This window comes from Actinomadura geliboluensis (genome assembly GCF_043197915.1).
Lineage (GTDB): Bacteria > Actinomycetota > Actinomycetes > Streptosporangiales > Streptosporangiaceae > Spirillospora > Spirillospora geliboluensis.
This window is the reverse complement of sequence record NZ_JBICUA010000017.1, coordinates 12,734-29,229: the sequence shown is the minus strand read 5'-3', so window position 1 is coordinate 29,229 and position 16,496 is coordinate 12,734. Positions and strand designations below refer to the sequence as shown.

At 73.4% G+C, this 16,496-nt stretch carries 15 protein-coding genes; 6 read left to right on the top strand and 9 right to left on the bottom strand.

All coding sequences use genetic code 11. From position 1 onward, the window contains the following. Positions 1-5 precede the first annotated feature (5 nt). The 3 genes from ACGFI1_RS39565 to ACGFI1_RS39555 are packed head-to-tail and all read right to left on the bottom strand — an operon-like array spanning position 6 to position 3,534. On the bottom strand, positions 6-986 hold the full coding sequence (locus ACGFI1_RS39565; protein ID WP_386875798.1) for an ABC transporter permease: 981 nt from the start codon (positions 984-986) through the stop codon (positions 6-8). 7 nt (positions 987-993) lie between these two features. Further along, the gene (locus ACGFI1_RS39560) at positions 994-1,920 is read right to left on the bottom strand and encodes an ABC transporter permease (protein WP_138634644.1); all 927 of its coding nucleotides are present in this window, start codon (positions 1,918-1,920) and stop codon (positions 994-996) included. Between the two features lie 6 nt (positions 1,921-1,926). After that, positions 1,927-3,534, bottom strand: a complete 1,608-nt coding sequence (locus tag ACGFI1_RS39555) for a peptide ABC transporter substrate-binding protein (protein WP_392792824.1) — start codon at positions 3,532-3,534, stop codon at positions 1,927-1,929. Positions 3,535-3,759: 225 nt separating this feature from the next. On the opposite strand from ACGFI1_RS39555, the gene ACGFI1_RS39550 reads away from it, so the two are divergent. Beyond that, positions 3,760-5,061, top strand: coding sequence for a M20/M25/M40 family metallo-hydrolase (locus tag ACGFI1_RS39550; RefSeq protein WP_392792823.1), 1,302 nt, complete (start codon positions 3,760-3,762; stop codon positions 5,059-5,061). A gap of 70 nt (positions 5,062-5,131) precedes the next feature. Here ACGFI1_RS39550 and ACGFI1_RS39545 read toward each other — a convergent pair whose 3' ends face one another. The 3 genes from ACGFI1_RS39545 to ACGFI1_RS39535 form a co-directional block, all read right to left on the bottom strand. Next, on the bottom strand, positions 5,132-5,908 hold the full coding sequence (locus ACGFI1_RS39545) for an ABC transporter permease (protein ID WP_392792822.1): 777 nt from the start codon (positions 5,906-5,908) through the stop codon (positions 5,132-5,134). After that, entirely contained in the window at positions 5,905-6,882 is a 978-nt protein-coding gene (locus tag ACGFI1_RS39540) for an ABC transporter ATP-binding protein (protein ID WP_392792820.1), read from the bottom strand. The genes ACGFI1_RS39545 and ACGFI1_RS39540 overlap by 4 nt, the downstream gene beginning before the upstream one ends. Positions 6,883-7,024: 142 nt before the next feature. Next, on the bottom strand, positions 7,025-7,684 hold the full coding sequence (locus ACGFI1_RS39535) for a PadR family transcriptional regulator (RefSeq protein ID WP_386875788.1): 660 nt from the start codon (positions 7,682-7,684) through the stop codon (positions 7,025-7,027). 84 nt (positions 7,685-7,768) lie between these two features. Here ACGFI1_RS39535 and ACGFI1_RS39530 point away from each other — a divergent pair, with 84 nt between their 5' ends. The 3 genes from ACGFI1_RS39530 (at position 7,769) to ACGFI1_RS39520 (ending at position 10,512) form a co-directional block, all read left to right on the top strand. Further along, a complete protein-coding gene (locus ACGFI1_RS39530; RefSeq protein WP_392792818.1) occupies positions 7,769-8,686 on the top strand; it encodes a hypothetical protein in 918 nt (305 codons plus the stop codon). Between the two features lie 81 nt (positions 8,687-8,767). Further along, positions 8,768-9,805 (top strand): MBL fold metallo-hydrolase, encoded by a 1,038-nt coding sequence (locus ACGFI1_RS39525; protein ID WP_387077364.1) that lies wholly within the window; start codon positions 8,768-8,770, stop codon positions 9,803-9,805. Positions 9,806-9,873: 68 nt separating this feature from the next. After that, complete coding sequence (locus tag ACGFI1_RS39520) at positions 9,874-10,512, top strand: pyridoxamine 5'-phosphate oxidase family protein (RefSeq protein ID WP_364553206.1); 639 nt, start codon at positions 9,874-9,876, stop codon at positions 10,510-10,512. Between the two features lie 57 nt (positions 10,513-10,569). Here the strand turns inward: ACGFI1_RS39520 and ACGFI1_RS39515 are convergent, their stop codons facing one another. Next, on the bottom strand, positions 10,570-10,758 hold the full coding sequence (locus ACGFI1_RS39515) for a DUF5302 domain-containing protein (protein WP_138634617.1): 189 nt from the start codon (positions 10,756-10,758) through the stop codon (positions 10,570-10,572). A gap of 146 nt (positions 10,759-10,904) precedes the next feature. Between ACGFI1_RS39515 and ACGFI1_RS39510 the strand changes: the two genes are divergently transcribed. After that, positions 10,905-12,299 carry a cytochrome P450 gene (locus ACGFI1_RS39510; RefSeq protein WP_387077361.1) on the top strand — a complete coding sequence of 465 codons (1,395 nt, stop codon included), beginning with the start codon at positions 10,905-10,907 and terminating at the stop codon, positions 12,297-12,299. 79 nt (positions 12,300-12,378) lie between these two features. Then, the gene (locus ACGFI1_RS39505) at positions 12,379-12,777 is read left to right on the top strand and encodes a DUF2795 domain-containing protein (RefSeq protein WP_301177469.1); all 399 of its coding nucleotides are present in this window, start codon (positions 12,379-12,381) and stop codon (positions 12,775-12,777) included. A gap of 183 nt (positions 12,778-12,960) precedes the next feature. Here the strand turns inward: ACGFI1_RS39505 and ACGFI1_RS39500 are convergent, their stop codons facing one another. Next, entirely contained in the window at positions 12,961-14,928 is a 1,968-nt protein-coding gene (locus ACGFI1_RS39500) for an aconitate hydratase (RefSeq protein WP_392792817.1), read from the bottom strand. 6 nt (positions 14,929-14,934) lie between these two features. Beyond that, positions 14,935-16,491 carry an FAD-dependent monooxygenase gene (locus ACGFI1_RS39495; protein ID WP_392792816.1) on the bottom strand — a complete coding sequence of 519 codons (1,557 nt, stop codon included), beginning with the start codon at positions 16,489-16,491 and terminating at the stop codon, positions 14,935-14,937. Positions 16,492-16,496 lie beyond the last annotated feature (5 nt).

The window sequence follows — 16,496 nt, the reverse complement described above, 5'->3', positions numbered from 1 at the left end:
CAGGGTCACCGCAGCTTCGGGTCGAGGGCGTCGCGGACGGCGTCGCCGAGCATCAGGAAGCTCAGCACCGTCGCCGACAGGAACACGGCGGGGAAGACCAGCAGGTGCGGGTGGTCGATGAAGGAGTCCTTCGCCTGGTTCAGCTGGAGCCCCCAGGAGACCTCCGGGTACTGCAGGCCGACGCCGAGGAAGTCCAGCGTGGCCTCCCCCACGATCACGTTGCCGACGTTCAGGGTGGCGACCACGATCACCGGGGCGATCGCGTTCGGCAGGATGTGCCGGGCCATGATCCGGGCGTCGGACGCGCCGAGCAGCCGCGCCGCCTGCACGTAGTCGGCGTCCCGGACGGAGATGACCTGGCCCCGCATGATGCGGATCATCGTCGTCCAGCCGAGCAGCACCAGCACCAGCGTCATCGCCCACACGCCGTGCGAGGGGAACGCCACCAGGATCACCGTGGCGCCCAGCACGAACGGCAGCCCGAAGAACACGTCGGTGAGCCGCGCGATCACCGCGTCCATGATCCCGCCGTAGTACCCCGACAGCAGCCCGAACACCATCGCGATCAGCAGCGCGAACAGGGTGACGGCGACGCCGATGAGCAGCGTCGGGCGGGCGCCGTGCACGACGTGCGCGTAGTAGTCGCAGCCCGCGAGGTCGGTGCCGAACCAGTGGTCGCCGGACGGGCCGGCCTTGGCGGCGTTCGGATCGCAGCCCTGGTTGACGGCCGTGGCGGTGAACAGCCGCGGCAGCAGGGCCATCACCGCGACGAACGCCAGGATCGTCACCGAGATCCAGAACACCCAGCGGCGGCGCAGGTCGCGCCACGCGTCGTCCCACAGCGACGCCCGGCCGATCCCGCCGCCGGCGGCGGCGACCGCCGCCGCGCTCGTCCCGGCGGCGCTCGTCCCGGCGGTGAGCGCCCCCGCCGCGTCGGGCACCGGTTCGGGCTCGGCGCCCGGCGGGCCCGCGTCCTCGATCTTCATGCGCGCCTCACTCGTACCTGATCCGCGGGTCGAGCACCCCGTACAGCAGGTCCACGACCAGGTTGACCAGCAGGAAGATCAGCACCAGCACGGTGACCGCGCCGACCACGACCGGGCCCTCCTTCAGCTGGATCGACTGGAACACCTGCTGCCCGATGCCCGGCAGGTTGAAGATGCCCTCGGTCACCACCGCGCCGCCCATCAGGTTCCCGAAGTCGACGCCGAGATAGGTCACCACGGGGATGAGCGAGTTGCGGAGCGCGTGCCGGCCGACCACCCGCGCCCGCGACAGGCCCTTGGCGTTCGCGGTGCGCACGTAGTCGGCCCGCAGGTTCTCCGACAGGCTCGTGCGCGTCAGCCGCGCCACGTACGACAGGCCGAGCGAGCCGAGCACGATGCCCGGCAGCAGGTAGCTCACCGGCCAGCCCTCGTCCGTCCCGGCGGTGGGGAAGATCTGCCAGTGCAGCCCGAACAGCAGCTGCGCGGCGTACCCGAGGACGAACACCGGCACGGCGATCACCAGCGTCGTCCCGCCGAGGACGAGGGTGTCGGCGAACCGGCCGCGGCGCAGCCCCGCCCACACGCCGAGCGCGATCCCGATGGCCAGCTCGAAGATCCAGGCGGTGAGGGCGAGCCGCGCGGTCACCGTCCACCGCCCGCTGAGCATCTCCGACACGCTCTGGCCGGTGTAGTTCTCGCCCAGGTCGCCCTGGGCGAGGCCCCACATGTACTTCCCGTACTGCACCAGCAGCGGGTCGTTGAGGTTGTACCGGTCCCGGAGCGTCTGCAGGACGTTGTCCGGGACCGGCTTGTCCCCGGCGAGCGCCTGGATCGGGTCGCCCGGAAGCGCGAACACCATCACGTAGATGAGCAGCGTCGTGCCGAAGAAGACGGGGACCGCCTGCAAGAGCCGCCGTAGGACGTACCTCCACATCGCCGGTTACTTCACCGTCACGTCGGTGGCGACCAGACCCGTCGAGTACGGAGTGATCGTGACGTTCTCGACGTTCTTCGAGCGGCCGCCCTCGCCCGCCCACGTCCACAGCGGGATCATCGGCATCTCCCGGATCGCGATGTCCTCGGCCTGGTTGTAGAGCGCGAGCGCCTGCTGCTGGTCGGCGGCCCGGTTGGCCTTGGCGATGAGGTCGTCGAACTCCTGGTTCTTCCAGCCCATGCGGTTGTCGGCCGACCCCCACATGTTCTCCAGGTAGTTCTGCGGGCTCGGGTAGTCGGCCTCCCAGTTCTGCCGGTAGGGGCCCTTCTCCTTGCGCTCGCGCAGCATCGAGAAGTAGTCGGACGCGGGCACCTGCCGGAACTGGACGTCGGTGATGCCGAGGTTGTCGCGCAGCGAGTTCGCGATGATCCGCATCCACTGCGCGTAGGTCGGCTGCGCGTTGGAGAAGTACAGCTCCATCGTCCCCTTGAACCCGCCGGCCTTGTCGAACAGCTGCTTGGCCTTCGCCGGGTCGTAGGTGCACAGCTCACCGCACGCGTTGGGGTGGTGGCCGGGGATGATGGACGGGATCAGCGAGTCGGCGGGGAAGTAGTCGCCGTTGTAGACCGCCTTGTTGATGCCCTGGCGGTCGATGACCATCGAGATGGCCTTGCGCAGGTCCGGGTTGGCGAACCGCTTGTCGAACACCGGGAAGCCCAGGTAGTCCGTGGTGCTCATCTTCCGGGCGAGGAACCGGTCCCCCAGCAGCCGCTTGGCCTCGGGGACCTTCGCCGACGGGATCGTCTGCAGGACGTCGATCCGGCCCGCCCGCAGATCGGTGTAGGCGGTGTCGGCGTTGGAGTAGCTCTTCCAGGTCACCCCCTTGTTCTTCGCCTTGCGCGGCCCCGCGTAGCCCGGGTAGGCGACCAGCTTGATCTGCTTGTTGCGCTCCCAGTTCCCGTCCATCTGGTACGGGCCGTTGCCGATCGGGTGCTCCTCGAACGCCTTCAGGTCCTTCAGCCCCGCGCTCGGCATCGGCGCGTACGCCGGGTACGTCAGCAGCAGCGGGAACTGGCTGAACGGCGCGTTCAGCGTGACCTTGAGCGTGTCGGCGCCGGTGACCTCCAGCCCCGACAGCTTCTCGGCCTTCGGCTTGGCGTTCTCGTCCTCGGGGTTCATCTCCTCGTAGCCCTTGATGTACGAGAAGTAGGAGTTGGCGCCCATGGCGTTCGGGCCGTACGCCGCGTTGTTCCACGCGTCCGCGAAGCTCTGCGCGGTCACCGGCTCGCCGTTGTGGAACTTCTGCCCCGCCCGCAGCTTGACCGTCCAGACCTTCTGGTCGCCGGAGGTGACGGACTCCGCGGCCAGCGGCACCGCCTTGCCGTCCTGGTCGAGCGTCATCAGGTTGTCGAACAGCTCGGTGATCACGTCGAAGGCGTAGCTGCCGGTCGTGTTGGCGGGCACCAGGTGGTCGGGCTCGGAGTGCCCCACGGTGAACGTCCCGTCGCTCGCCCCCGCCTCATCGCCGCCGCAGGCCGACAGCCCCAGCGACGCCGTGAGCGCCACCGCGACGGCGCCCGCGATCTTCCACCGCACACCCCATTGGCTGGTCATGCTCCTCCTCGGCCCCGGTCCACGGGCTCTTGGCCGCCCGCCGCACCTCGATTGTTGGCAGGGTCGTACTCGCGGTGACGTTTTGCACACAGCGCTGACGGAGTCGAAACCGGATCGAGACGTTCTTGATCATGCTTCTCCGATTCCCCGCGCGACACACCGCCACTCCGTTGACACGGGGCGGTCCCCGGGGAAAATGAAGCCTCGTCGCGAATCGGAGGTGCGATGGAGGACGGGGCGGACACCGAGGCCGGCCGGATCTGTGCTGATCTGATCCGCTTCGACACCACCAACCGGGGCGAAGGGGTCGCCCATCCGGAGCGCCCGGCGGCCGAGCACGTCGCCGCGCTGCTGGACGAGGTCGGCGTGGAGGCGCGCGTCGTGGAGTCGGCGCCCGGCCGGGCGAGCGTCCTCGCCCGTGTCCCCGGCACCGACCCGTCGCATCCGGCGTTCCTGGTCCACGGGCACCTCGACGTGGTCCCGGCCGACGCCGCCGACTGGACCGTGCCGCCGTTCTCCGGCGAGGTGCGGGACGGGTGCGTGTGGGGGCGCGGCGCGGTCGACATGAAGGGCAGCCTCGCGATGACGCTCGCGGTCGTCCGGCGGCGGCTGCGCGAGGGGCGGCGCACGCGCGGCGACCTGGTGCTGGCGTTCCTCGCCGACGAGGAGTGCACCGGCGACTACGGGTCGCGGTACGTGGTGCGGGAGCACCGCGAGGTCTTCGAGGGCTGCACGGAGGCGATCAGCGAGTCCGGCGGGTTCAGCGTGGAGGCGGACGGCCGGCGGATCTACCCGGTCGCGACGGGCGAGCGCGGCACCACGTGGCTCAGGCTGACGGCGCGCGGCACCGCCGGGCACGGGTCGAAGCCGGCGCCCGACAACGCGGTCGCCGAGATCGCGCACGCGGTGTCGCGGCTGGCCGCCCACGAGTGGCCCGTCCGGCTGACGCCGGGCGTCCGCGCGCTGCTCGACGGGCTCGCGAAGGCGCTCGGCACGACCATCGACCACGACCGCCTCGACGCGGAGGCCGCGCGGCTCGGCCGGGCCGGCCACCTGTTCGCCGGGACGATCCGCAACTCGGCCAACCCGACCCGGCTGGACGCCGGTTACAAGGTCAACGTCGTGCCCGGCACGGCGACCGCGCAGGTCGACGGCCGCTACCTGCCCGGCACCGGCGAGGAGTTCCTCGCCACGATCGACCGGCTGCTCGGCCCCCGCGTCACCCGCGAGTTCATCAACTACGAGGAGGCCCCGTCGGCCGACCCGGCCGGCCCGACGTTCACCGCCCTCGCCGAGGCGCTCCGCACCGAGGACCCGCAGGCCCACCCCGTCCCCTACGTGATGGCGGGCGGCACCGACGCGAAGTCGTTCCACCGCATCGGCATCACCAGCTACGGCTTCGCGCCCCTGCGCCTCACGCCGGGCCTCGACTACTTCGGCATGTTCCACGGGGTGGACGAACGCGTCCCCCTCGACGGCCTGGCCTTCGGTACCCGCGTCCTGGACCACTTCCTGGACACGCGCTGATCCCCGGCGCGTAGGCGGGCAGGGTGGCGGCCCGGTCGTGCGAGCACGACCGGGCCTGCGCACCGACGGGTCACCGGGACTTCTGGTAGCTCCTCACCGAGTAGGTCGCCAGCGCCACCGTCGCCGCGGCCAGGGCCAGCAGCCAGGAGCAGTGCAGTGCGGCCGACGGCCAGTCCGGGTCGGCGGACAGGGCCGCGCGGGCGGTGTCGAGCGCCCAGCTCACCGGGTTGGCGGCGGCCACGTGCCCGATCCAGGACGGCATCAGGTTCGCGGGCATGAACGCCGAGGACAGGAACGTGAGCGGCAGCAGCAGCATCACGTTCAGGCCGATGATGGTGTTGCGGTCCCGCACGAGCAGCGCGAGCGTGTTCGACAGGGCCGCGAGGACGATGCCGATCAGCACCGAGGCGGCGACCAGGACGGCCAGGCCCGCGGGGCCTCCCGGGTAGTCGGCGCCGGCGGCCCAGCCCAGCAGGATGATCACCAGGGACTGGAACGCCGTGCTGAGCGCCTGCTCGACGACGCCGGCGTGCACGATCGCGCCGCGGCGCACCGGGGTGACGAGGAAGCGGTCGAGGGTGCCGCGCTCGATCTCGTCCATCGTCGCCATCCCGGCGAAGGAGTTCAGCGACACCGCGTTCATGACCACGACGCCGGGGACGATGTAGTCCAGGTAGGACTGGGCGCCGAACCCGGGGAGCTCGGCGACCCGCTTGAACAGCTCGCCGAACAGGAACAGCCAGATCATCGGCTGCGCCAGCGTCATGACGAGGACGGCGGGGTTGCGCAGCAGCGCCGTCAGGCGCCGGTGGGTCATCCACCAGGTGCCGGTCACCAGCGCGGTCATCGGGCGCCTCCCGCGGTCGCGGGCTCGGCCTCGGCCAGTCGGCGCCCGGCGTAGCGGAGGTAGACGTCGTCGAGCGAGGGCCGGGCGACGGTCGCGGTCGCCGCGGGGACGCCCGCCTGGTCGAGGGCCGCGAGGACGGCCGGGACGGCGGCGGCGCCGTCACCGGTGCGGGCGCTGAGGCGCGGGCCGTCCAGGACGATCTCGCGGACGCCGGGGAGCCGGCCGAGCGCCTCCCGCACCACCGGCTCCGGAGGCGCCTCCGGCCAGGCGACGTGCACGGCGTCGCCGCGCAGCTCGCCCTTGAGCCCGTCGGGGGTGCCCGTCACGACGACGCGGCCCCCGTCGACGATCGCGACCCGCCCGGCGAGCCGGTCGGCCTCCTCCAGGTAGTGGGTGGTCAGCAGGATCGCGAGGGCGTCGTCGCCGGCGAGCCGGCCGATCTCGGCCCACAGGGCGGCGCGCGCCTCGGGGTCGAGGCCGGTGGTGGGCTCGTCGAGGAACAGCACCCGCGGGCGGTGGACGAGGCCGAGCGCGACGTCCAGGCGCCGCCGCATGCCGCCCGAGTAGGTCTTCACGCGGCGCGCCGCCGCGTCGTCCAAGCCGAAGCGGGCGAGCAACTCGGCGGCCCGCCGCCGCGCCCGCGCGCCGGACAGCCCGTACAGGCGGCCCTGCAGGACGAGGTTGTCGCGGCCGCTCGCCTCGGGGTCGGCGCCGGACTTCTGCGCCACGACCCCGATCAGCCGGCGGACCCGGTCGGGCCGGCGCAGCACGTCGTGGCCCGCCACGGCGGCGGTGCCCGCGTCCGGCCTGACCAGCGTGGTGAGGATCTTGACGGTGGTGGACTTGCCGGCCCCGTTGGGGCCGAGCAGCCCGACGATCTCGCCCTGGCCGACGGTGAGGGACAGCCCGTCCAGGGCCCGGACGTCGCCGGGATAGGTCTTCACGAGGCCCTCGGCCTCGATGGCGTGCGCCATGGTTCCTCCGTGCTCGACGGAGGGGTCCCGGATAGGCTGGAGATGCGTGCTCGCCGCCAGGGCCCGCTCCGTGCGGATCTTCGGTGGTGGGTTCTCCGGCCCGGCGGCGGTGTTGCCGCACCGCCGCCGGGCCGCTTCCGCGCTACTCCTGGGGGGCTCCCCTCTCCGCCATCTCGGCGATCTCGGGCGGCAGCTCTCCGGTCCGGTGGAAGGCGCGCCACATGTCGAGGTGCGGCAGGGTGCCGTCCTCGATCTCGGCGAGGAAGCCGCGCACCCACGCGGCCTCGGCGCGCCTGATCGCCAGGTCGTACTCCTCCTCGATCAGGAAGATGCGCGGCACCTCGGCGGTCGCGAGCCCCTCCTCGTCGGCGGCGATCTGCCGCTCCAGCGCGTCGAGGCGGCGGCGCAGCAGGACGGCGACCTCGTCCGGGCCGAGCGCGCCGAGGACCGACAGCCCCGCCTCGAACCGCGGCACCTCGCGCTCGGGCACGGCGATCAGCTCGCGGACCCAGTCGGCGAGTTCCGCCGTGCCCGCGTCGGTGATGCGGTAGACGGTCCGCTCCGGCCGCGCCCCTTCACGGACGCTGCCCTCGACGGCCAGGAAGCCGTGCTTCTCCAGGTTGCCGACGACCGTGTAGAGCGACCCCCACTTGATGTCCATGTCGCGGTCCTTCCCGCGGGCGCGCATCACGGCGGCCATCTCGTACGGGTGCATCGGCTTGGCGGAGACCGTCGACAGCACGGCGAGGCCGAGGAGGTTGCCCACCTTGCGCCGCTTGGCCATCCCGGCCTCCTCGTCCACGAATACTCGTTTGCGAGTATAGGTCGCGGCCTCCGCCCCGTCCAGACCCGATCCGGGCGGCGCACTGCGGGGTAGAGACCAGGCGTGGACTTCAGCAGCGCGGCCGACGAGCTCTACGGCGTGCCGCCCGCGCGGTTCGTGGAGACGCGCAAGCGGCTCGCGCGGGAGGCCAAGGACGCCGGCGACGCCGCCCTCGCCAAGCGCATCGGCGCCCTGCGCCGTCCGACGCTGTCGGCCTGGGCGGTGAACCTGCTCAGCCGGTCCGCCGCCGGGGAGCTGGGGCGGCTGCTGGACGTGGGCGCCGAGCTGCGTTCGGCGTGGGGTGCCGGCGGCGGCCTGCGCGACCTGGAGCAGCGCCGTGCCGGACTGGTCGCCTCGCTCGTGCGGACGGCGGGCGACCTCGCGGCCGAGGCGGGCGGCGACCTGCGCGAGCAGGCCGTCCGGGAGGTCGAGGACACGCTGCAGGCCGCGACCGTGGACGCGGAGATCGCCGACGACGTCCGGGCGGGACGCCTGGCGCAGCCCCGCAGCCACACCGGTTTCGTTCCCGCGGGCTTCCCGATGGCACCGCCGGAGAAGAAGCGCGCGAAGCCCGAGCCCGAGCCCGAGCCGGAGCCGGAGCCGGAGGAGGCGCCCGAGCCGGAGCCGAGGAAGAGGGAGAAGGAGAAGCCCGAGCGGCCGAGGCCGACCGTGACGCGGACGAGCGCGGCGCGGGCGCGGCGGGCCGAGACGCTGCGCAGGCGCGCCGAGGAGGCCGAACGCAAGCTGGCCGAGCGCACCGAGCGGGCGGACGCCGCGAAACGCGAGGCCGGCGAGGCGTCCGCCGAGGTCGGGCGGCTCCGCCGCGAGCTGGAGCGCGCGACCGCCGACCGGGACGCCGCGGCCCGCCGGGCCGAGCGCGCCGAGCAGAACCGGGCGCGGGCGGAGGAGGCCGCGCGCGAGGCCCGCACGGCCGCCGCCGAGGCCCGCCGCGCCGCCGAACGTGACGCGCGGCACGGCTGACCGGCCCCCCGGCGGCCCCGCGGGCGTCCGGCATCAAGTAGGTTCGACTAGAACGCGATTCGAGGATCAAGGGGGCGCGTGGTGACGGCACCGGTCGTGGAGCAGCCGACGGACTGGACCGAACCGGGCGCTCATCCGGTGGTGCCGGGGGTGCACCGGATCCCCCTGGCGCTGCCCATCCCGTCGCTGCACGCGGTCAACGTCTACGTGATCGAGGACGACGGCGGCCCCGTCGTCGTGGACTCCGGCTGGGCGATGCCCGACACGCGCACGACCCTGGAGAAGGCCCTCCGCTCGCTCGGCCACGGGCTGGACGACGTCGCGCAGTTCCTCGTCACCCACGCGCACTGGGACCACTACTCGCAGGCCCTCGCGCTGCGCGAGTCGTTCGGGACGCGGGTGCGGATCGGGCGCGGCGAGAAGCCGTCGATCGAGGCGTTCGACGTCCGGCGGGGCCTGCACCCCCGGCAGGTGGAGATGCTGCGCCGCTGCGGCGCGGACGCCCTGGCCGCCGAGATCGCCGGGATGCCGGTGGACCGCTCCGAGCGGGACATCCCGCACACGCTGCCGGACGCCTGGCTGGACGACGGCGAGCGCGTCGGCCTCACCGCCCGGGACCTGGACGTGTTCGCCACGCCGGGCCACACCCGCGGCCACATCGTGCTGCGCGACGCCGCCGCCGGGCTGCTGTTCGCGGGCGACCACATCCTGCCGCACATCACCCCGTCCATCGGGCTGGAGACCGAGCCGGAGCGCAAGCCGCTGCGCAGCTACCTGGAGTCGCTGCGCCTCGTCCGCGACATGCCCGACACGCTGCTGCTCCCGGCGCACGGCCCGGTGAAGCCGAGCGCGCACACCCGGATCGACGAGCTGCTGGAGCACCACGCCGAGCGCCTCGACGCCGCCGCCGCGCAGGTCCGGGCGGGCCGCGACACGGCGTTCGCGGCCGCCGAGGCGATGCCGTGGACCCGCCGCCGGCGCAGCCTCGCCGACCTGGACGCCTTCAGCCGGATGCTGGCCGTCCTGGAGATCGAGGCGCACCTGGACGTGCTCGCCGACCGCGGCGTCCTCGACGTCCACGAGGAGGGCGGCGTCCGCCGCTACGCCGCGAAGCGCTGACCCGCCCGGAGGCGCCCGACCACCGCCGGGTTACGCTGATCGCCGGTCTCCCAGCGGAAGGAGCGGCGATGACGGTCGCCCCCGAGTTCACTGCGATCACGTCCGCGGCGGAGCTGCGCGAGCTGCTCGGCGCGCCGATGCGGCGGGCGATCGACAAGGAGCGCGTCACCCTGCACGCCTGGGACCGGGAGTGGCTCGCCCACTCCCCGCTCTGCCTGATCTCCACCAGCGACGCGGCCGGCAACTGCGACGTCTCCCCCAAGGGCGACCCGCCCGGGTTCGTGCACGTCATCGACGACACCACGATCGCCATCCCGGACCGGCCCGGCAACCGCCGCGCCGACGGGTTCATGAACGTGCTGAGCAATCCGCACGTCGGGCTGATCTTCCTGGTGCCGGGGCGCGGCGAGACCCTGCGGATCAACGGCCGGGCCACCCTCGTCCGGGACGCGCCGTTCTTCGACGAGATGGTCGTCCGCGGCCACCGGCCCGCGCTCGCGCTGATCGTGGACATCGAGCAGATCTTCTTCCACTGCGCGAAGGCGCTGATGCGGTCCAAGGTGTGGAAGCCCGAGACGTGGGACCCGGAGTCGCTTCCGGCGCACGCCCGGATCGTCAAGGACGTCCAGTACACCGAGGAGACCCTGGAGCAGCTGGAGACCCACTACTCCGAGGCGAACTACGACAAGAAGCTTTACGGGAGCTGACCGGCGGTACGAAAGGACCCCCGCGCTTCGCGCGCGGGGGTCGGACGGTGGTCGCGGTCAGCCGCTCTTGCGCCGGAACTGCCGCTGATGGTCGGCGCGGTCATGCGCGCCGCGCACCTTCGAGCCGTTCCTGCCGGTCGCGCCGGCGTTCTTCGCCGCCGCTCCGCGCTTGCGCTCCAGGGCCTCCCGGAACCTGCGCTTGACGTCGTCCTCGCCTTCGGCGGGTTCTCCTGACGTTTCGGCCATGCGGACCTCCAGCTCTCTTAGGGGCACCTCCCAGCCTCACACATCGCGCGGGGATTCGGCCATCCGGGTCCGTCCGAAAGATCATTTTGGGCGATTCCACCGCAATCAGCGTCGGCGGCGAACGATCTCTCCTATGGTTTGTGCACGTGGAGCCCCAGACGCCGCAGGCAGACCCCGCACCCGCGCACCCCCCGCTGGAGGCGCTCGCCGTCCAGCCCCTGCTGAACCGCGACTACGAGTCCCGCCCCGCGGTCTTCTACGAGCGGCTGCGCGCGGAGTACGGACCGGTGGCGCCGGTGGACGTCCTCGGCGTCCCGGCGTGGCTCGTGATCGGCTACGCGCAGACGCTCGACATCATGCGCGACGCCCGCGGGGTCTGGAGCCGCCGCGTCGAGAACTGGCGCCAGTACCGCGACGGCGCGGTCCCGGCGGACTGGCCGATGCTGCCGGTGGTGCTGTCCGACAACTCGGCGTTCCGCGACGGCGCCGACTCCACCCGGCTCCGCAGCGCCTGGAGCGAGGGCCTGCGCCCCTTCCAGGAGCGCGCCCGGCCCGAGGCGAAGGCGCTCGAGCTGGCCGTCCGCCGGTACGCCGACGAGCTGATCACCGTGCTGTCGGAGAGCGGCGCGTCCGGGTGGGCCGACCTGTCCGCCCAGTACGCGCGCCCGCTGCCGCTGATGGTGATCGGCCGGCTGCTCGGCACCGCCGCCGACGGCGACGACGAGATGATCATCGACCTGTGGCGGGTGATGGACGCCGGCCCGGACGCGCAGGAGGCGTCCGACCGGCTGCTCGCCCGGTTCGCGGACGTGTGCGCGGCGCGCGTGGCGTCCCCCGGCGCGGACCTGCCGTCCTACATGCTCGCCGCCGTCCCCGACCTGACCGCCGAGGAGCTCACCCGCGAGATGGCGATGCTGTCGGGGCTCGTCGGCGACGTCACCGGGACGCTGATCTGCAACACCATCACCGAGGTGCTGATCGGCGACACCGGCGCCCGCGACAGCATGTCCGCCGGCATGATCCAGGAGGCGATCAACCGGGCGGCGGCGGCGAACCCGCCGATGGCGAACCTGTCGTTCCGGTGGGCCAAGGCGGACGTCCGCCTCGGCAAGTTCAAGATCGCGGCCGGCGACCCGGTCATGGTGTCGCCCGCCGCCGCCCACCTGGACCCGGCGTTCACCGGCGCCACGGCGCCGGACTCGATCTACTCCTCCCGCGCCCACCTGGCCTGGAGCGCCGGCCCGCACGCCTGCCTCGGCCGCGACCTCGCCACCACCATCACGACGATCGCGGTGGAGCGGCTGTTCGACCGGTTCTCCGCGCTGCGGCTCGCGCTGCCCGCCGACCAGCTCCCCTGGCGGTCGTCCCCGCTGATGCGGGGCCTGCGGTCGCTGCCGGTCAACTATGAACTGGCCGGTCCACCGCCCGAGCCGCGCCCGGCCACGCCCGCCGCCGAGGAGGCCGCGGAGGACACGGCACCGGACGAGCCCGCCGAGAACTCGCTGGCGCGGCGCGTCCTGCGGCTCATCCGCCGGTCCTAGCCCGGCCGGGCACGGGGCCGTCCAAGATCGGCCGCATGTTTGGACACGGCCGCCCGGGAACGCTCTTCCCATGCCAGACATGAGCGACAAGCACGGACCGAGGGCCGATGACGAGATCGGCCGCGAGACGCACGGCATGGTCAGCGGCGGGCACTCCACCCACGCCGAGGAGTTCAAGGAGCCCGAGCCGTTCTCCGACGACTACCCGGCGGACCCGAACGCCTCCGCCGCCGGGGACCGCGAGGGCTCCCCGCCCGGCATGAGCGCGCAGGACGTGGAGGGCCGCAGCGCCCTCGCCCGGATGCTCAGCGGCGTCCGCTACCCGGCCCGCCCGAACGAGCTCGTCCGCCACGCCGCCGAGGCCGGCGCCCCGGACGAGGCCGTCGACCAGCTCCGCACCCTCCCGAAACGCGAGTACGAGAACGTCGCCGACATCGCCGAGGAACTCGGCTACGGCCGCGAGGAACGCCGCTACTGAACGGCGCCCGGAGCGGAGCTCCAGCGGAGCACAGGGCGCCGTTCAGTACCTCTCGGGGGCGTGGGGGTCGCCCCCCACAATGACACGCCCGGCGCCCGGAGCGGAGCTCCAGCGGAGCACAGGGCGCCGTTCAGTAGCTCTCGGGGGTGTGGGGGTCGCCCCCCACAATGACACGCACCTCTGCTAGGACTGGCGAGGGCTGGTGGTGCGGGTGCGGAGGAGGGGGATCTGGCCGCCGGCGGCCACCAGGTCTCGCTGGCGCGGGGACAGGCGGTGCCGTGCCCGGTACGTCTCGTTCTTGGTGGTGTTGCGGACGTCGATCTCGGTCCCGGCCTTCAGGGCGTCCCGGATGTTCTCCACGCGCAGCACGTCGCCCTGCTCCACGCGGTCGTAGTCGTCCTCGGCGGTGAATTCGAGGGGCAGGATCCCGAAGTTGACGAGGTTCTGCCAGTGGATCCGCGCGTACCCGCGGGCGAGGACGAGCCGCAGCCCGAGGTGGCGGGGCGCGATGGCGGCGTGCTCGCGGGACGAGCCCTGGCCGTAGTTGCGGCCGCCGACGACGGCGTGCGGGCCGGTCTCGCGGGCCCGGTCGGGGTAGTCCTCGTCGAGCTGGACGAAGGCGAAGTCGGCGAGCCGGGCGATGTCGCTGCGGAACGGCAGTGCCCGCGCGCCCGCGGGCAGGATCTCGTCGGTGGACACGTCGTCGCCGACCTTGATGGCGACGGGGATCTCCAGTTCGTCGGGGAGCGGGTCCAGTTCCGGCAGGACGCCGATGCTCGGCGCCTTCTCCAGTTCGACGCGGCGGGCCTCGTCCTCGGGCGGCGGCGCTTCGAGCATGTCGCGGTTGACGCTGGAGGCGGCCGGGAGGCGGACGGCCGGCGGGTCCGTGCCGAGGTCGCGCGGGTCGGTGATCCGGCCGGTGAGCGCGGCGGCCGCGGCGGTCTCCGGTGAGCACAGCCAGACCCGGTCGTCATTGGTGCCGGAGCGGCCGGGGAAGTTGCGCGGCATGGTCCGCAGGCTGTTGCGGCCGATCGCGGGCGCCTGCCCCATGCCGATGCAGCCCATGCAGCCGGTCTGGTGGATGCGGGCGCCGGCCTGCACGAGGTCGGTGGTCGCGCCCATCCGGGTGAGGTCGACGAGGATCTGCCGGGACGTCGGGTTCACGTCCAGCGACACCCGCGGGTGCACCTGGCGGCCCTTCACGATGGCCGCGACGGACGCGAAGTCGCGCAGCCCGGGGTTCGCCGACGAGCCGACGACGACCTGGTGGACCTCCTCCCCCGCGACCTCCCGCACCGGGACGACGTCGCCGGGCGAGCTGGGGCGGGCGATCAGCGGCTCCAGCGCGGACAGGTCGATCTCCTCGGTGACGTCGTAGGACGCGTCCGGGTCGGCGGTGATCTCGGTGAAGTCGCCCTCGCGGTCCTCGGCGCGCAGGAACGCGCGGACCTGCTCGTCGGCCGGGAACACCGTCGTCGTCGCGCCCAGTTCGGCGCCCATGTTGGCGATGACGTGCCGGTCCATCGCGGTCAGCGCGGCGAGGCCGGGCCCGTGGTACTCGATGATCCGGTTGACGCCGCCGCGCACCCCGTGCCGGCGCAGCATCTCCAGGATCACGTCCTTGGCGCTGCACCAGGGCGGCAGTTCCCCGGTCAGCCGGACGCCCCAGATCTCCGGCATCGTCACGTGCAGCGGCTCCCCGGCCATCGCCATCGCGACCTCCAGGCCGCCGACGCCGATCGCGAGCATGCCGAGCGACCCCGCCGCGCAGGTGTGGGAGTCGGAGCCGACCATCGTGGCGCCGGGCACGCCGAACCGCTGCATGTGCGTCGGATGCGACACGCCGTTGCCGGGTTTGGAGTACCAGAGCCCGTACCGGCGGGCGGCGGACCGCAGGAAGATGTGGTCGGCCATGTTGCGCTCGTCGGCCTGCAGCAGGTTGTGGTCGACGTACTGGACGGACACGTCCGTGCGGACCCGGTCGAGGTCGAGGGCCTCCAGTTCCAGCATCACCAGCGTGCCGGTCGCGTCCTGGGTGAGGGTCTGGTCGACGCGGATCCCGATCTCGGCGCCGGGCCTCATCTCGCCGCTCACCAGATGCGAGGCGATCAGTTTGCGGGCGACGTTACGGCCCCCCGTGCCGTCTGCCATGCTCTCTCAGCTCCTCTGCTCCTTGCCGTCGCCCGGGACGCTCCCGATCCGGCGGGGTTCGTGGACGGCGCGGTCGGCGGGCGGCCCGCACCAGTGGCCCAGCGCGTCGCGGATCTCGGCGGCGCGCCGGTCGGGGGCGGTCTCGTCGGTGGCCCAGGCGATGTAGCCGTCCGGCCGCACCAGCGCGGTCGTGCGGGTGGCGCCGCCGGCGAGCGCGCAGCGCACCCGGCCCGCCCACCGCTTCGTCGCCAGGTACGTCACGGCGGGGTCGTTCGCGGCGACGACGAGGACGAACATCCCGTCGCCGAGCAGCTCGTACAGCCGGGGCGGGCTGCCCGCCAGCGGCACGTCGGGGGCGCGGCGGCCGGCGAGCCGGTGCGCCCCGCGCGGCGCCGGGTAGGCGATGTCGATGCCGGAGACGGCGCCCGCCAGCCGCCGCGCCACCGGCCGGACGTGCGTCGCCGCCCACGCCGCGGCGCCGCGCGCCGCGCGCAGCCAGCGCGGCTCGGCGAGCGCGAACCGCAGCAGCGCACCGCTGCCCCGCAGGACCTGCCGCCCGACGGGATGCCGCTCCTCGTGGTAGCTGTCGAGCAGCCACGACGGCGCCCATCCGCGCAGCTCGGCGGCGAGCTTCCAGCCGAGGTTCGCCGCGTCCTGGACGCCGGTGTTCATGCCCTGCCCGCCCGCCGGGGAGTGGACGTGCGCGGCGTCCCCGGCGAGGAACACCCGCCCGACCCGGTACCTCGGGACCTGCCGTTCGTCGCTGTGGAACCGGGACGTCCAGCGCGGGTCGCGCATGCCGTGGTCGCTGCCGAGCGCGCGGCGGACGACCTCGCGCAGCTCGGCCATGTCGACGGGCTCGGAGTCGGGCGCCTGGTGCCGCCGGTTCCAGGCGATCACCCGGTACCAGCCGTCGCCGAACGGGGCGATGAACGCGAACGCGTCGCCGACGGCGCCGACGGTCAGGGTGGCGGCGGGCGCCTCGTCCAGCCGGACGTCGGCGAGCATCACCGAGCGCACCGCCGCGCGGCCGGGGAACGGCAGGCCGAGCTCCCGCCGGACGGTGCTGCGGACCCCGTCGGCGCCCACCACGTAGGAGGCGCGGCGGGTCGAGGTCTCGCCGCCGGCGGTCCGCACGTCGACGTCCACGCCCGCGGCGTCCTGGCGGAGGCCGGTGACCTCGGCGCCGTGCACGATCTCCGCGCCCGCCGCGAGCGCCCGCTCCTTCAGGACGCGTTCGGTCTCGTACTGCGGGACGACGAGGACGAACGGGAATCGGCCGGGCAGCCGCGAGAGGTCGAGGGCGGTCGCGCCGAGCAGCCGCAGCGCGCCGACCCGCGTCCCGGCGGCGATCAGGTCGGCGGCGGCGCCGCGCGCGTCCAGGGTCTCCAGGGTGCGGGCGTGCACGGCGAACGCCCGCGTCAGGTTGCTCGTCTCCTCGGCGCGGCGTTCCAGCACCGTGCAGCCGATGCCCGCCGCGGCCAGGTCCCCCGCCAGCAGGAGCCCGGTCGGGCCCGCCCCCACGATCAGCACGTTCCCGGTCGGCCTCCCGGTGGGCGCCATCACGC

Bases quoted from the DNA above. Each gene is read 5' to 3' on its own strand.
- ACGFI1_RS39500 (WP_392792817.1), bottom strand. From the start codon at position 14,928: ATGGCAGACGGCACGGGGGGCCGTAACGTCGCCCGCAAACTGATCGCC.
- ACGFI1_RS39520 (WP_364553206.1), top strand. From the start codon at position 9,874: ATGACGGTCGCCCCCGAGTTCACTGCGATCACGTCCGCGGCGGAGCTG.
- ACGFI1_RS39495 (WP_392792816.1), bottom strand. From the start codon at position 16,491: ATGGCGCCCACCGGGAGGCCGACCGGGAACGTGCTGATCGTGGGGGCG.
- ACGFI1_RS39545 (WP_392792822.1), bottom strand. From the start codon at position 5,908: ATGACCGCGCTGGTGACCGGCACCTGGTGGATGACCCACCGGCGCCTG.
- ACGFI1_RS39505 (WP_301177469.1), top strand. From the start codon at position 12,379: ATGAGCGACAAGCACGGACCGAGGGCCGATGACGAGATCGGCCGCGAG.
- ACGFI1_RS39515 (WP_138634617.1), bottom strand. From the start codon at position 10,758: ATGGCCGAAACGTCAGGAGAACCCGCCGAAGGCGAGGACGACGTCAAG.
- ACGFI1_RS39565 (WP_386875798.1), bottom strand. From the start codon at position 986: ATGAAGATCGAGGACGCGGGCCCGCCGGGCGCCGAGCCCGAACCGGTG.
- ACGFI1_RS39560 (WP_138634644.1), bottom strand. From the start codon at position 1,920: ATGTGGAGGTACGTCCTACGGCGGCTCTTGCAGGCGGTCCCCGTCTTC.
- ACGFI1_RS39540 (WP_392792820.1), bottom strand. From the start codon at position 6,882: ATGGCGCACGCCATCGAGGCCGAGGGCCTCGTGAAGACCTATCCCGGC.
- ACGFI1_RS39550 (WP_392792823.1), top strand. From the start codon at position 3,760: ATGGAGGACGGGGCGGACACCGAGGCCGGCCGGATCTGTGCTGATCTG.
- ACGFI1_RS39555 (WP_392792824.1), bottom strand. From the start codon at position 3,534: ATGACCAGCCAATGGGGTGTGCGGTGGAAGATCGCGGGCGCCGTCGCG.